General features: G+C 73.3%; 15 protein-coding genes and 1 tRNA gene. 9 read left to right on the plus strand and 7 right to left on the minus strand.

Annotation, left to right across the window (positions count from 1 at the left end):
- The first annotated feature begins 4 nt into the window (after positions 1–4).
- Positions 5–2,380 carry an MMPL family transporter gene (locus Q1V71_RS01975; protein ID WP_300640019.1) on the plus strand — a complete coding sequence of 792 codons (2,376 nt, stop codon included), beginning with the start codon at positions 5–7 and terminating at the stop codon, positions 2,378–2,380.
- Positions 2,381–2,520: 140 nt separating this feature from the next.
- Here the strand turns inward: Q1V71_RS01975 and Q1V71_RS01980 are convergent, their stop codons facing one another.
- The 5 genes from Q1V71_RS01980 to Q1V71_RS02000 all read right to left on the minus strand — a co-directional run bounded on the left by Q1V71_RS01980 (position 2,521) and on the right by Q1V71_RS02000 (position 5,708).
- Positions 2,521–2,994: an SRPBCC family protein gene (locus Q1V71_RS01980; protein WP_300640022.1), complete on the minus strand. Its 474-nt coding sequence runs from the start codon at positions 2,992–2,994 to the stop codon at positions 2,521–2,523.
- Positions 2,991–3,473 carry a glutathione peroxidase gene (locus Q1V71_RS01985; RefSeq protein ID WP_300640025.1) on the minus strand — a complete coding sequence of 161 codons (483 nt, stop codon included), beginning with the start codon at positions 3,471–3,473 and terminating at the stop codon, positions 2,991–2,993. The genes Q1V71_RS01980 and Q1V71_RS01985 overlap by 4 nt, the downstream gene beginning before the upstream one ends.
- 36 nt (positions 3,474–3,509) lie before the next feature.
- Positions 3,510–4,187 (minus strand): hypothetical protein, encoded by a 678-nt coding sequence (locus tag Q1V71_RS01990; protein ID WP_300640028.1) that lies wholly within the window; start codon positions 4,185–4,187, stop codon positions 3,510–3,512.
- Positions 4,188–4,312: 125 nt separating this feature from the next.
- Positions 4,313–4,669: a DUF429 domain-containing protein gene (locus tag Q1V71_RS01995; protein WP_300640030.1), complete on the minus strand. Its 357-nt coding sequence runs from the start codon at positions 4,667–4,669 to the stop codon at positions 4,313–4,315.
- 55 nt (positions 4,670–4,724) lie between these two features.
- Positions 4,725–5,708 carry an SDR family NAD(P)-dependent oxidoreductase gene (locus Q1V71_RS02000; protein ID WP_300640033.1) on the minus strand — a complete coding sequence of 328 codons (984 nt, stop codon included), beginning with the start codon at positions 5,706–5,708 and terminating at the stop codon, positions 4,725–4,727.
- A gap of 180 nt (positions 5,709–5,888) precedes the next feature.
- Here Q1V71_RS02000 and Q1V71_RS02005 point away from each other — a divergent pair, with 180 nt between their 5' ends.
- The gene (locus Q1V71_RS02005) at positions 5,889–7,352 is read left to right on the plus strand and encodes an MDR family MFS transporter (RefSeq protein WP_300640036.1); all 1,464 of its coding nucleotides are present in this window, start codon (positions 5,889–5,891) and stop codon (positions 7,350–7,352) included.
- Positions 7,353–7,367: 15 nt separating this feature from the next.
- Here Q1V71_RS02005 and Q1V71_RS02010 read toward each other — a convergent pair whose 3' ends face one another.
- Positions 7,368–8,132 (minus strand): SDR family oxidoreductase, encoded by a 765-nt coding sequence (locus Q1V71_RS02010; RefSeq protein WP_300640039.1) that lies wholly within the window; start codon positions 8,130–8,132, stop codon positions 7,368–7,370.
- 140 nt (positions 8,133–8,272) lie between these two features.
- Here Q1V71_RS02010 and Q1V71_RS02015 point away from each other — a divergent pair, with 140 nt between their 5' ends.
- From Q1V71_RS02015 to Q1V71_RS02030, 4 genes are all read left to right on the plus strand, one after another.
- Positions 8,273–8,566 (plus strand): MGMT family protein, encoded by a 294-nt coding sequence (locus tag Q1V71_RS02015; protein WP_300640042.1) that lies wholly within the window; start codon positions 8,273–8,275, stop codon positions 8,564–8,566.
- Between the two features lie 111 nt (positions 8,567–8,677).
- On the plus strand, positions 8,678–8,845 hold the full coding sequence (locus Q1V71_RS02020; protein WP_300640045.1) for a hypothetical protein: 168 nt from the start codon (positions 8,678–8,680) through the stop codon (positions 8,843–8,845).
- A gap of 86 nt (positions 8,846–8,931) precedes the next feature.
- Entirely contained in the window at positions 8,932–9,441 is a 510-nt protein-coding gene (locus tag Q1V71_RS02025) for a hypothetical protein (RefSeq protein WP_300640048.1), read from the plus strand.
- On the plus strand, positions 9,438–9,629 hold the full coding sequence (locus Q1V71_RS02030) for a hypothetical protein (protein ID WP_300640051.1): 192 nt from the start codon (positions 9,438–9,440) through the stop codon (positions 9,627–9,629). Before Q1V71_RS02025 ends, Q1V71_RS02030 begins: the two co-directional genes overlap by 4 nt.
- 67 nt (positions 9,630–9,696) lie before the next feature.
- Here Q1V71_RS02030 and Q1V71_RS02035 read toward each other — a convergent pair.
- A tRNA-Leu gene (locus Q1V71_RS02035) sits at positions 9,697–9,780 on the minus strand.
- Between the two features lie 303 nt (positions 9,781–10,083).
- On the opposite strand from Q1V71_RS02035, the gene Q1V71_RS02040 reads away from it, so the two are divergent.
- Genes Q1V71_RS02040 through Q1V71_RS02050 form a run of 3 tightly spaced genes read left to right on the plus strand, consistent with a single transcriptional unit; the run spans position 10,084 to position 12,678 of the window.
- Entirely contained in the window at positions 10,084–10,791 is a 708-nt protein-coding gene (locus tag Q1V71_RS02040) for a DUF3662 and FHA domain-containing protein (RefSeq protein WP_300640054.1), read from the plus strand.
- Positions 10,784–11,257, plus strand: a complete 474-nt coding sequence (locus Q1V71_RS02045; protein ID WP_300640057.1) for an FHA domain-containing protein — start codon at positions 10,784–10,786, stop codon at positions 11,255–11,257. Before Q1V71_RS02040 ends, Q1V71_RS02045 begins: the two co-directional genes overlap by 8 nt.
- On the plus strand, positions 11,254–12,678 hold the full coding sequence (locus Q1V71_RS02050) for a protein phosphatase 2C domain-containing protein (protein ID WP_300640060.1): 1,425 nt from the start codon (positions 11,254–11,256) through the stop codon (positions 12,676–12,678). Before Q1V71_RS02045 ends, Q1V71_RS02050 begins: the two co-directional genes overlap by 4 nt.
- Positions 12,679–12,683 lie beyond the last annotated feature (5 nt).

Below are 12,683 nucleotides of genomic sequence, written 5' to 3' on the forward strand. Positions count from 1 at the left end.
TTCCATGGCCACCCTGCTGCACCGTCTCGGCACGACCGCCTTCCGGCGCTGGCGGCTCTTCCTCGCCGGCTGGTTGGCCCTGCTGATCGGACTCGGCGCCTTCGCGGCCGCCTTCTCCGAACCTTTGAGCGAAGAAGTAAGCATCCCTGGCATCCCGTCCGAGGAGGCGGCCGACCTCCAGGCCGAGCTGTTCCCCGGGGCCGAGAGCGCTTTCGATTCCACGGCCGTCAACGTCGTGATCCAGGCTCCGCGCGGCGAGAGGCTGGACGACCGTAGGTGGCAGCGCGAGATCACCTCGCTCTCCGCGGCCATCGCGGACCTCCCTCAGCAGGCGCAGGACCCGATCATCGTGGGTCCCGTCGAGGGCGCCGCGCAGATCGAGGAGCAGCTCGTCGGGGCTGCCCGCAGCCAGGGCGGAGGCCCGGAGTCGATCGAGCGCGCCCGGGCGAACGCGGCCGCGCTGTCCCCTCTCACCGACGACGGCCGCACCGGCATTCTGACGTTCGAGTGGGACGCCGACTCGCCGGTGGAGGTCGAGCCCACAACGATCGATGAGCTGGAGGAGGTCATGGCCGAGGCCCGTGAGTCGGGGCTTCGCGTGGAGGCCAACGGGCCCGGAGCCAGCCCGCTCTCCCCGCCCGAGGCGTCGTCGGAGGCGCTGGGCCTCGCTGTGGCCCTCATCGTCCTCGTCCTGACGTTCGGTTCGTTGATGGCGGCCGGAATGCCCCTGTTCAACGCCATCATCGGCGTCGCCATCGGCTTGGCCGGCGTCACCGGACTCACCGCCTTCTTGGACATCAACCAGTCCGCCACGATCCTCGCCACGATGATCGGGATCGCCGTCGGTATCGACTACACCCTGTTCATCCTGGCCCGCTACCGCACCGAACTGCACCACACCGACGACCGGGAGGCCGCCGTCGGCGTAGCCGTCGGAACAGCCGGCTCGGCCGTCGTCTTCGCCGGCCTCACCGTGCTCATCGCGCTGTCCGCGCTGTCGGTGGTCAGGATCCCCTTCCTCACCGTCATGGGACTCGCCGCCGCCGCGACGGTGACCGTGGCGGTCCTCGTCGCACTCACGCTGCTGCCCGCACTCCTGGGCATGCTGGGCAAGCGCGCCTTCGGCGGTCGCGTCCGTCGCTACCAGCCGGCTCGGGAGGCAGATGGCCAGATCCTCAACAACGGTGTGCGTTGGGCCCGCCTCATCCGACGGGCACCGCTGGCCGTGATCGCGGTGACGGTCATCGGGCTCGCCTCCATCGCCATCCCGCTGAAGGACCTGCAGCTCGCCTTCCCCACCGACTCGACCGCTCCGGCCGACACCACCCAGCGCAAGGCGTCGGACCTCATCGCCGACGCCTTCGGGCCAGGACGCGAAGGCCCGCTCCTGGTGGTCGTGGACGCCCGGGACGTTGCCGAGCAGGAGCGTCAGACCGCCTTCCAGGAGGTCGCCGACTGGGCAGGCGGCCAGGACGGCGTGACCAACGCACAGGTGGTCGCGACCAACGCAGAAGTCACCCCTCGGGGCGACGTCCGCAGTCCCGCCACCGGGGCCCTGGTCCAAGTCGTACCTGAGTTCGGCCCGGAGTCCTCCGAGGCGCAGGATCTGTTGGCCGACCTCAGGGAGGGTGAGGACGCGATCGAACAGGAGACCGGGACCGATACCGGCGTGACCGGCCTGACCGCGATCACCACCGACGTCTCGGACCGTCTCGGCGACGCGCTGCCGATCTACCTCGCGATCGTCATCGGTCTCGCATTCATCCTGCTCATCCTCGTCTTCCGGTCCATCCTGGTCCCGCTCACGGCGACGCTGGGGTTCCTGCTCTCCGTCCTGGCCACCCTCGGGGCGACGGTGGCGGTGTTCAGCCAGGGCGCCTTCGGCCTCTTCGAGGGACAGCCGATCGTCAGCTTCATGCCTATCTTCCTGATCGGTCTGGTCTTCGGTCTGGCGATGGACTACCAGGTCTTCCTGGTCACGCGCATGCGTGAGGCGCACGTGCATGGCAGGAGCACCGCCGAAGCGGTCATCGACGGCTTCCGCAACTCGGCCCGGGTCGTCACCGCGGCCGCCACGATCATGATCGCCGTCTTCGCGGCCTTCATGCTGCAGGAGGACGCCATCATCAAGTCGATGGGCTTCGCTCTGGCGGCCGCGATCGTCTTCGACGCCTTCATCGTCCGGATGGCCCTGATCCCTGCGCTGCTCTTCCTGCTGGGTGAGAGGGCCTGGTGGATTCCCACGTGGCTGGACAAGATCCTGCCGAACGTCGACGTCGAGGGTGAGAAGCTGCAGCGCCCGCACCTGGCTGCCGGCGGCCACGCGCTGTCGGAGACCGACCTCGACGAGGCGGCCGACGACTCCGACGTGCTCGTCTGAGCCTCCACGCACCAGAGCCCGCCCCCGGTCCGACCGGGGGCGGGCTCGTGCGTGTGGGGGTGCGCGCGGCGGCGTACTCCGAATCACCTGTGATACCCAGCTCGCGCTGAGCATCAGAAATGATTCGGACTACCCCGCGCTCAGACCTCCCGCGCGCCCAACCGGGCGAGCAGGTTGTCGGCGAACCGGTCGCCCATCTTCCCGACGACACCCTTCATCGTGGCGGTGACCGCCTTGGAGGAGAGCCGGGGCAGCGGGAGGTCGAGGCAGATCTCCAGGCTGGTGCGCAGCAGGGTGCCCTCGTCGTGCTCGGCCAGGTCGTACCACCCCTCGACCGCGGACCGCTCGGTGCGCCCAGCGGGCGGGTCGTGGGTGAACTCGATCCGGCTCGGCTCGTCGAAGTCCATCCGCTCGGTGAAGACCGGCGAGACCGACCTGCCCAGCACCTCGATCCCGCCGAGCTCCCAGGTCCAGTGGTCCCCGTCGGCGGTGATCCGCCGGACGAAGGGGGTCATCTCCGCGATCGCGTCGGGGTCCTCGAGCAGCGCCCAGACCTCCTCGCGGCTCGCGGTGATGACCGCGCTGGCCTCGGTGCCGGCGGTGAAGCGGGTCACGCGGCGAGGGCCTTCTCGATGTCGGCGGCGATCTTCTCGGGCTTGGTGGTGGGCGAGTAGCGGCCGAGGACCTGGCCGTCCTTGCCGAGGAGGTACTTGGTGAAGTTCCACTTGATCTTGCTGCCCAGCAGGCCGCCCTTCTCCGAGCGCAGCCACTGGTAGAGCGGGTGCGCCCCGTCGCCGTTGACCTCGATCTTGGAGAAGAGCGGGAAGGTCACGCCGAAGTTGCGCTCGCAGAAACCGGCGATCTCCGCGTCGTCGCCCGGCTCCTGGTGGCCGAACTGGTCGCACGGGAAGCCCAGCACGGTGAAGCCACGCGCGCTGTAGGTGTCGTGCAGCTGCTGGAGGCCCTGGTACTGCGGGGTGAAGCCGCACTGCGAGGCCGTGTTCACGACAAGGACCACCTGGCCCTTGTACTCCGAGAGGTCGATGTCGCGCCCGTCGATGGAGCGCGCGGAGAAGTCCTGGAGCGAGGTCATGGCTCCGAGTCTGTCAGGGGAGGCCCAGCGCGACCCTCACCCGATCATGGTGCCGCGCACCTCGACCGAGTGCTGGTACGACGCCGGGTTGGCGTGCCCGTCCAGCAGGACCCGCACGCGCCGGTCGGCCACCGCCAGCACCAGCTCGTCCTCGGTCAGCGACTCCACGTCCCCGCGCACGACGTAGTCATTGCCCTCGACCCGCTCCAGCAGCGGGCCCGGCGGCACCCGTCGCACGTCGGCGGTCGCCACCATCCGCAGCTCGGGGCGGGTCCGGCCGCGCAGCAGCAGCACGACGGCGACGAGGAGCAGCACCCCGGCGTTGACGACCAGCAGGGTCGCCTGCCCGGTGCCGCCCTGCTCGCCCTCGACCCGGTACGTCGCGGGGTCGTCCTCGAGCCAGGTGACCTCGACCTCCCCGGTGGCCACCGCGTCGTCGTACGCCGCGGGCTCGAGGGTGGCCGTGCGCGCGAGGAGACCGGCCTCGCCCGGCTCCTCGCCCTCGGCGGCGTCGTCCGGGGCGACCGCCTCGGTCACCGCCGGCGGCAGGGCGACGACCACCTGCCCCTCCGGCATGCCCTCGGTCGAGGCGGCCACGCGCTCGGAGACGCCGTCGCGGTCCAACCGCTCCTGGGTCCACCACGAGCCGAGCGGGCCGAGGTTGACGACCACGACGAGCAGCAGCAGGAGCAGCAGGCGGGTTCGGCGGGACACGGCGACCAGTATCGGTCCCCACCGTGGGTCTCTCCCGCCCCGCCACCGTCGGTCTCTGCCGGCGAGCGCCAGCGAGCCGTCGTCGAGACCGCCGTACCCCTCCGTGGTCGCCGACCACAGCCAGCTCACGCGGTCTCGACGACGCCCTCGCCCAGCGGCTCGGGCTGCTCGACCAACGGAGGACCGACGCCCTCGCGGGGCGGGTCGAACCACGGGCGCGAGCGGTTGGCGACGTGGCACCCGCAGCCGTAGCGGCCGTACGCCGAGGTCAGCTCGCGCTCGGCGCCGCGGGTCCCGGTGGCGTTCGGGACCTCCAGCGGGGCGTCGACGGCCACGACCCCCCACGGCCCGGGCAGCCCACCCAGCCAGGCGTCGAGCTCCTCGTCGGTGACGACGGTGCCCGAGCGCAGCAACCGGCCGTCGGCGTCGACCGCCGCCACCCCCGTGCGCGCGGTGGTGCCCCAGGCCAGGTCGATGCCCACGTGCAGCGTCGCCCCGGCGGGACCGACTGGACCGCCGGGGGCGGCGGCTGCGGGATCAGGCGAGGGAGGCGGCACCCGTGGCCTCGGCGACGTAGGCGAGCAGTCGGGCGCGCAGGGCGGGGTCCTCGGCCCGCTGCCAGCCGAAGGTCGTGGGCCGCTGGCGCCGGTCGTGCCAGAAGTGGCCCGGCTGCGACGGGGGCCGGGTGGCGACCAACCAGACCGCGGTGTCGGCGCCGTCGGCGGGCGTGCGCTTCACGCGGCGCGTGAGGCGGTCGAAGCGGGGCAGGCTCTCGGTGACGCCGGGGGTGGTGGCCCAGCCGGGGTGCATCGACTCGACCAGCACCCCGGTCCCGCGCAGCTGCTCGGCCCACGCGTCGGCCATGACGACCTGCATCCGCTTGGTGCGGGCGTAGGCCTGCACCCCGTCGTACTCCCCGCGGCGGAACTCCACGTCGTCGGCGTCCTGCGCGTGCAGCGAGGCGCCGTACATCCCGCCGGAGCTCATCCAGACCACGCTCGCCGGGCCCGCGAGGAGCTGGTCCCGCAGGAGGGTGGTCATGAGGTGCGGGCCGAGGACGTGGCAGGCCAGCGAGAGCTCGTGGCCCTGCGGGCTCTCGGTGCGCTCGGGCGGCATGACGCCGGCGTTGTGCACCAGCCCGTGCAGCGCGTCGACGCGGCCGACCAGGTCGGTGCACCACGCGCGGACGGCGTCGAGGTCGGAGACATCGCAGACCTCCTCGACCACGTCGGCGTTCGGGACGGCCTGGCGCAGCTCCCTGGCGTACGCCGCGACCTTGTCGGCGTTGCGACCGAGCAGGTGCACGGTCGCGCCCAGGTCGAGGAAGGAGCGCGCCATCGCCTCGCCGATGCCCGACGTGGCCCCGGTGACCACGACGCGCCGGCCGGTCATCGACCCCGGGGCAGGGTCGGCGGGCCAGGTCGGCAGCCGGCGTCGTACGTCGGAGCCGACCGCGGTGTAGCCCAGCACCACCGAGCGGTCCAGGGCGCTGTCGACCAGTCGGGCGAGTGTCTGCTTCACGTCCCGAGCCTAGGCAGACGGCCGGCACCCGGTGGAGGGCCGGGCGGGGGGCGGAATAACCCGATGAGTTCGAGGGCTGGCCCAGGTCAGACTGTCCGTGGCCGCGCCCTCGCACGCCCGTCGACGCCGGACCACCGGTCCCGCTCCCCTGCTCACCCGCTGCCTCGTCTGGAGCCCCGCATGACCTCGCCCACCACAGCCGCCCCCGAGCGCGCCGACGCGCCCGTCGACTACGGCGTGCTGCGCTGGCTGGTCCTCGCGACCTTCATCGTGATCCTCAACGAGACGATCATGGTCAACGCGATCCCGCGGCTGATGGTGGAGTTCGACGTGACCGCGCGCTCGGCGCAGTGGCTCTCGACGGCGTTCCTGCTGACGATGGCGACGGTGATCCCGGTGACCGGCTGGTTCCTGCAGCGGGTGACGACGCGCCAGGCGTTCACGCTCGCGATGCTGACCTTCTGCGCCGGCACCCTCGTCGCCGCGCTCGCGCCGGTCTTCTGGGTGCTGGTCGCGGGCCGGGTCGTGCAGGCGGCCGGCACCGCGGTGATGATGCCGCTGCTGATGACCACGATCATGAAGATCGTCCCCGTGCACGACCGTGGCCGGGTCATGGGCAACGTGACCCTGGCGATCTCGGTCGCCCCGGCGCTCGGCCCGGCCGTCTCCGGCGTGATCCTGGCGCTCACCTCGTGGCGCGGGCTCTTCCTCGTCGTCCTGCCGATCGCGGTGCTCATCACCGTGGTCTCGCTGCGCCGCCTGCCCGACGTGGGCGAGCCGACCGCGGGCCGGGTGGACGTGGCGTCGGTCGTGCTGGCCGCACTGGGCTTCGGCAGCCTGGTCTACGGACTCAGCGGCCTGGGCGAGGGCGCAGGCGGCTCGGTGCCCGCCGAGGTGCCGGCCGTGCTGGGCCTGCTGGTCGTCGGGCTCTTCGTCCACCGCCAGCTCCGGCTGCAGCGCACCGGCGAGCCGCTGCTCGACCTGCGCACGCTCTCCCACCGCACGTACGCCGTGTCGATCTCGCTCATGGCGGTGGCGTTCATGGCGATGCTGGCAGCGCTGATCCTGCTGCCGCTCTACCTGCAGGACGTCCGTGGCCTCTCGCCGCTGGCCACGGGGCTGGTCGTCGCGCCGGGCGGCATCCTCATGGGCCTGCTCGGCCCCCGCGTGGGCCGCGCCTTCGACCGGGTCGGCAGCCGCCCCCTGGTCGTGCCAGGCGCGGTCGGCATGGTCGTGGCGCTCGGCGCCCTGGCGATGCTGGGCGAGTCGACCCCGGTCGCATTCGTCGTGGGCGCGCACGTGCTGCTGATGGTGAGCCTGGCCGGCATCTTCACCCCGGTCTTCACCCTCGGCCTCGGTGCGCTGCCGCCGCACCTCTACTCCCACGGCAGCTCGCTGCTCGGCACCACGCAGCAGGTCGCGGGCGCGATCGGCACCGCGGTGTCGGTCACGATCCTCTCCAGCCGTGCGGCGGCCCTCGCCGAGGAGGGCGCCGGCGAGGCCGAGGCGCTCGTCGGCGGCTTGCAGTGGGCCTTCGGCCTGGGCGCGGTGATCGCCCTCGCGGTGGTCGGGCTCGCGCTCGTGCTGCCGCGGCACGCACCCGAGGACGCTCCCGAGGACGCCGAGGTCCCGGTCGGGCACTGACCTGGGGCGCGCCGCTCAGCCTCCCGGCCGAGCGGCCTCCTCGGCCAGCCACTGCGCGAAGGGCGTGGTCGCGAGCGTGGCCGTCGGGTCGCCCTGCGCCGTGAGCGTCCCGTCGCGCATGCCGCGCCCCGCGGCGCCGGGCAAGCGCACGGCCACGACGCGGCGGCCCAGGGCCTTGACCCGGGCGACCTCGCGCGCCATGTCCGGGACCGAGAGCACCTCCGGGCCGGCCAGGTCCGGCACCCGGCCGGAGGGTCCCTGCTCCACCAGGGCGACCAACGCCTCCGCGACCTCGCGGGCTGCGACGGGCTGCGAGCGCATGACCGGCACCAGCGACCACGGCCCGACCCGTACGAACCCGAGTGCCTGCTCGCCGAACTCGTGGAACTGCCCCGCCCGCAGCAGGCTCCACGGCTGGTCCGACTCGCGCAGCAACCGCTCCTGCAGCCGCTTCCCGGCGTAGTAGCCCGACGGCACGCCGTCGACCCCGATGATCGAGAGCGCGACGTGGTGGCCCACACCCGCCACGCGTTCGGCGTCGAGCAGGCCGCCGGTGACCGCGCCGAAGAACGCCTCCGCCCCGCGCCGGGACTGGGCCGTGGTGTTGGCGACGTCGACGATCACCTCGACACCCTCCAGTCGCTGCGGGAGCCCGGTCCCGGTCGTCAGGTCGACGCCCGTCGCGCGGGACAGCGGCACCACCTCGTGCCCCCGCTCACCAGCCACCGATACCACGTGCCGGCCCACCGTCCCCGTCGCACCCGCCACCGCGATCCGCATGGCGACATCCTGCAGGGACGACGTCCTGGGCGCGCGCATCTGGCGGTGACGAGCCGCTGGAGTCGGACGCCCTCGGCGTTCGGGGCAGACTGACGCCGAGCACGGAGCGGGACGGAGCCGGACGGAGCCGGACGGAGCGGATGGAGGCGAGCGGCGACGTGGACGAGGAGTACGTCGAGGCGGTGCTGCGCGTGGTCGACGCGGTTCAGCCCGGCCACGTGACGACGTACGGCGCCGTCGCGGCCGTCGTGGGTCGCGGCGGACCGCGCCAGGTCGGGACCGTCATGCGGCTGCACGGCGACCGGGTCGCGTGGTGGCGGGTGGTGCGTGCCGACGGCCGGCCCGCCGACTGCCACGGGGGCACGGCCGTGGAGTTGCTGCGCGCCGAGGGAGCCCCGGTGCGCTCCGACGGGCGCGTCGACGTACGCCGCTGAGTGCCGCGGCCGACGTGGCCGGGTCGGCGCGGCCACGTGGTGGACCGCTCGGTCGGGGGAGTCGTCCGCGCCGGGCTGTCGCGAGGCGGGAACGTTGCTATGGTCCGCGGCATGACGCGGGTCCGGGAGCTGGAGACGGCGACAGCCGATCGCTCCTACCTGCCCTCGCACGTGCCCTCCGGGGCGGCGCTGCTCGCGCTGCGCCTGAGCGAGGAGGCGCGGGGGATCCGCGGCCTGGACCTGCTGCGTCGCAGCGTCGACCGCGCGCCTCCGGTCTGATCCTCGAGCCCACCGTCCCCGGGTGCCTGCGTGGCGGCACCCGTCCCTGGGTGCACCCTGCACACCTTGCTCAAGGACCACCTCTGATGCTCTCCTCACCCCTGCCGGCCCACAGCCGCAGCCAGACCCGTCAGTTCCCCGGCCACCACCCCGCGGGCGTCGTACCGACGGGAGCAGTCCGACCACCAGCAGCCCGGGGAGCGCGCCCGTCCCCGACCCCGGCCCCCGGGCCGACGTGGCAGCTCCTCGCGCTCCCCCAGCTGCCCGGTGGCGCGCTCACACCGCGGACCCACCTGGAGCGGTTCCTGCTCGAGCTCGAGCAGGCGCGCCGGCGGCAGCTCGACCAGCTGCCCACCACCCCCCGCACCGTGGTCGCCGCGGCGCACCGACGCGCGGTCGAGGACCTGCTCACGCAGGTGCGGGCCGCTCGGCTGCGGCTGCGGGCCGGGACCTACGGGCGCTGCACCCGCTGCAACGCCGCCATCGAGTCCGACCAGCTCAGCGTGGCACCCTGGCAGCCCACCTGCGGGGCCTGCGCCAGGCGCACACCGCCCGGCCCGGTCCGTCCCGGTGCCACAGGGGGCCTGATCGCATGAGTGCGGTGCTGCGCCGCCTGGCGGCCCCGGCCCTCCTGGCGGCAGGCGTGCTGCTCACCGCCCTCCTCGGGGTCGGGCTCCTCGACGACGGTCCGGTCCGCATCGGGCTCGGCTGGGTGATCGCCCTGGTGGCGGGGGCCGCCGTGCACCGCACCGCCGTCGTCGCCGACGGACGCCGCGGTGGATGACCCGCCCGGGTCTCGGCGGGAGCACGACGAAGGCCCCGGGTCGGTGACCCGGGGCCTTTCGCTCACGTGCGCGAGGGGGGAGTTGAACCCCCACGTCCTTTCGGACACACGGACCTGAACCGTGCGCGTCTGCCTATTCCGCCACTCGCGCGTGAAGCGTGTGGAGGTTATCCCAGTCGGGGGTGCAGACCCAAACCGCGGGAGGGAACCGGCTGCGGGGCCGAGGGCACCCGCCCCCCAGCACACCCCCGCCCGCCACGCGGGGTGACACCGCCGGGGCCGGGCTTCGTTACCATCGCACCCGACCCGGCGTCCGCCGACTGCTGCGTCCTGCCCGCGCACGTCACACCCGCGCGTGGGCGTGGGTCGGCGCTGCGGGGGGAAGACCCCGTCCGGACCAGCAGCACCCACCGGCACAGGACCCGGCACAGGACCCAGAGAGGAGGAGTCGGGCATGAGCAGCCTCCAGCGCTTCGAACGACGCCTCGAGACGATGATCTCCGGGGCCTTCGCGCGCGCCTTCCGCTCCGCGGTCCAGCCCGTCGAGATCGCGGCCGCGCTGCAGCGCGAGTGCGACAACAACGCCCAGATCCTGTCGCGGCAGCGGCGCCTGGTGCCCAACGACTTCCACGTGGAGCTCGCGCAGAGCGACCTCGACCGGCTGGCGCCGTACGACACCGCGATGGCCGCGGAGCTGGAGAAGCAGGTCACCGAGCACGCCCAGACCAACGGCTACTCCTTCCCCGGCCCGGTCACCATCGAGTTCGAGGTCGCCGATGACCTCACCACCGGCCGCTTCCGCGTCCGCAGCCGCGCCACCGCCAAGGTGAGCAGCAACAGCACCCACACGCAGGTCGGCCGCGCACGCGCCGTCCTCGAGGTCAACGGCACCCAGCACCCGCTGCTGCCGCCGGGCGTCGTCGTGGGCCGCGGCACCGACGCCGACGTCCGGATCAACGACCCGGGCGTGAGCCGCCAGCACGTGGAGTTCCGGGTGGACGCCTCCGGCGAGCGGATCAAGGTCGACGTGCGCGACCTCGGCTCGACCAACGGGATGCTCGTGGACGGGCAGAAGATGAGCCGCTCGGTCGCCGACGACGGCACCGAGGTCAAGATCGGCAACACCGTGCTGCGCGTGAGGCTGGTGCGCGACGATGTCTGAGCTGACCCTGCTGCTCATCCGGATCGCCTACCTCGCGGTCCTGTGGATCTTCGTCCTCTCCGCCATCTCCGTGATCCGCTCCGACATGTTCGGCGCCCGGGTCCCCGAGACCGCCCGCACCCCCGAGCCCCGCGGCCGCGAGCCCAAGGCCAAGGCCCCGTCCAAGCGCCGCGGCTCGCCCACCCACGTCCTGGTCACCGAGGGCGCCAACGCCGGCGAGCGCGCCGACCTCGCCGCTGCGCCCGTCCTCATCGGCCGCGGCTCCGACGCCGCGATCCGCCTCGACGACGACTACGTCTCCACCCGCCACGCCCGGATCGCCGCGTCCGGGGACCAGTGGTTCGTGGAGGACCTCGGCTCCACCAACGGCACCTACATCGGCACCGTGCGCATCACGCAGCCGACCACGATCACGCTCGGGACCCAGGTGCGGATCGGCAAGACGATCCTGGAGCTGCGCAAGTGAGCCAGCCCGGCAGCGGGAGCGACCCGACCAGCGCAGGCCCGGCGACGCTGCGGCTGCACTGGTCGGCGATCTCCGACGTCGGGCGGGTGCGCAAGGACAACCAGGACTCCGGGTACGCCGGGCCGTGGCTGCTCACCGTCTGCGACGGCGTCGGCGGCGCGATGCGCGGCGACATCGCCTCCAGCGTGGCCGTCCAGCAGCTGCGCCGCCTCGACGAGGAGCCCCCGGGCCCGCTCGAGGCCGACGAGCTGCTCGGCCGCGTCGGCGGCGCGCTGCACCGCGCGCACGACCGGATCGGCGAGGTCGTCGACGAGGACCCCGCCCTCAACGGCACCAGCACCACCGCCACCGTCCTGCACTTCGACGGCCGCCAGGTCGGTGTCGGCCACGTCGGCGACAGCCGGGCCTACCTCCTGCGCGAGGGCGAGATCAGCAGGCTGACCAGCGACCACACCTTCGTGCAGAGCCTGGTCGACGAGGGCCGGATCACCGAGGCCGAGTCGCGGGTGCACCCGCACCGCAACCTCATCCTCAAGGCGGTCGACGGCATCCACGAGGCCGAGCCCGATCTCTTCGTCGTGGCCCTGCAGTCCGGCGACCGGCTCCTCGTCTGCTCCGACGGCGCGACCGCCTCCCTCGACGACGACGACCTGCTCGCGATCCTCGGCGACGGCACCCCCGACTACGCCGCCGTCGAGCTGGTCCGCCGTGCCCTCGACGCCGGCTCCACCGACAACGTCACCTGCCTGGTCGCCGACGTGCTCGACGAGGCCGCCGCCGCGGCACGCAGCGAGGAGCTCGCCGACCTCCAGCCGATGGTGGTCGGCGCGGCGACCGACGTACGCCGTCGCCCGCACCGGCACGCGCTGGGCACCGGCCTGGGCTCCGGGCTGTTCCGCGGCCGCACCGACACCGGCGAGCTGCCGGCCGTCGACGCCGACCTCCCGCCCGACCTGCCCGCCGACGTCCACGCGATCCCCAGCGACCCGGTCGACCCCGAGGCGGCGCGCTACGCTCCGCGGCCTCCGCGCCGCTTCGCCTGGGCCCGGCGGGCTCTCCTCGCCCTGGTGCTGGTCGGCCTGGGGTGGATGGGCGTGGCGGCGGCGTACACCTGGACCCAGCAGCAGTACTACGTCGGCGAGGTCGACGGCCAGGTCCAGATCTTCCGCGGCGTCGACCTCTCGCTCCCGGGCGTGGAGCTCTCCGAGCCCTACGAGTCCACCAACGTCACCCTCGACCGGCTGCCGGAGTTCGTGGCCGACGGGGTCCGCGAGGGCGTCGCCGCCGACGACCTCGAGGACGCCCGCACCATCGTGGAGAACCTCGCGCGGCAGATGAGCGCCGAGCCCACCGACGCCTCCGGCGACACCGGCTCCTCCGACACCGGCTCCTCAGGGTCGGCCCGACCCGAGGGCAGGTGAGCGGC

Source organism: Nocardioides sp. (assembly GCF_030149505.1).
Classification (GTDB): Bacteria; Actinomycetota; Actinomycetes; order Propionibacteriales; family Nocardioidaceae; genus Nocardioides.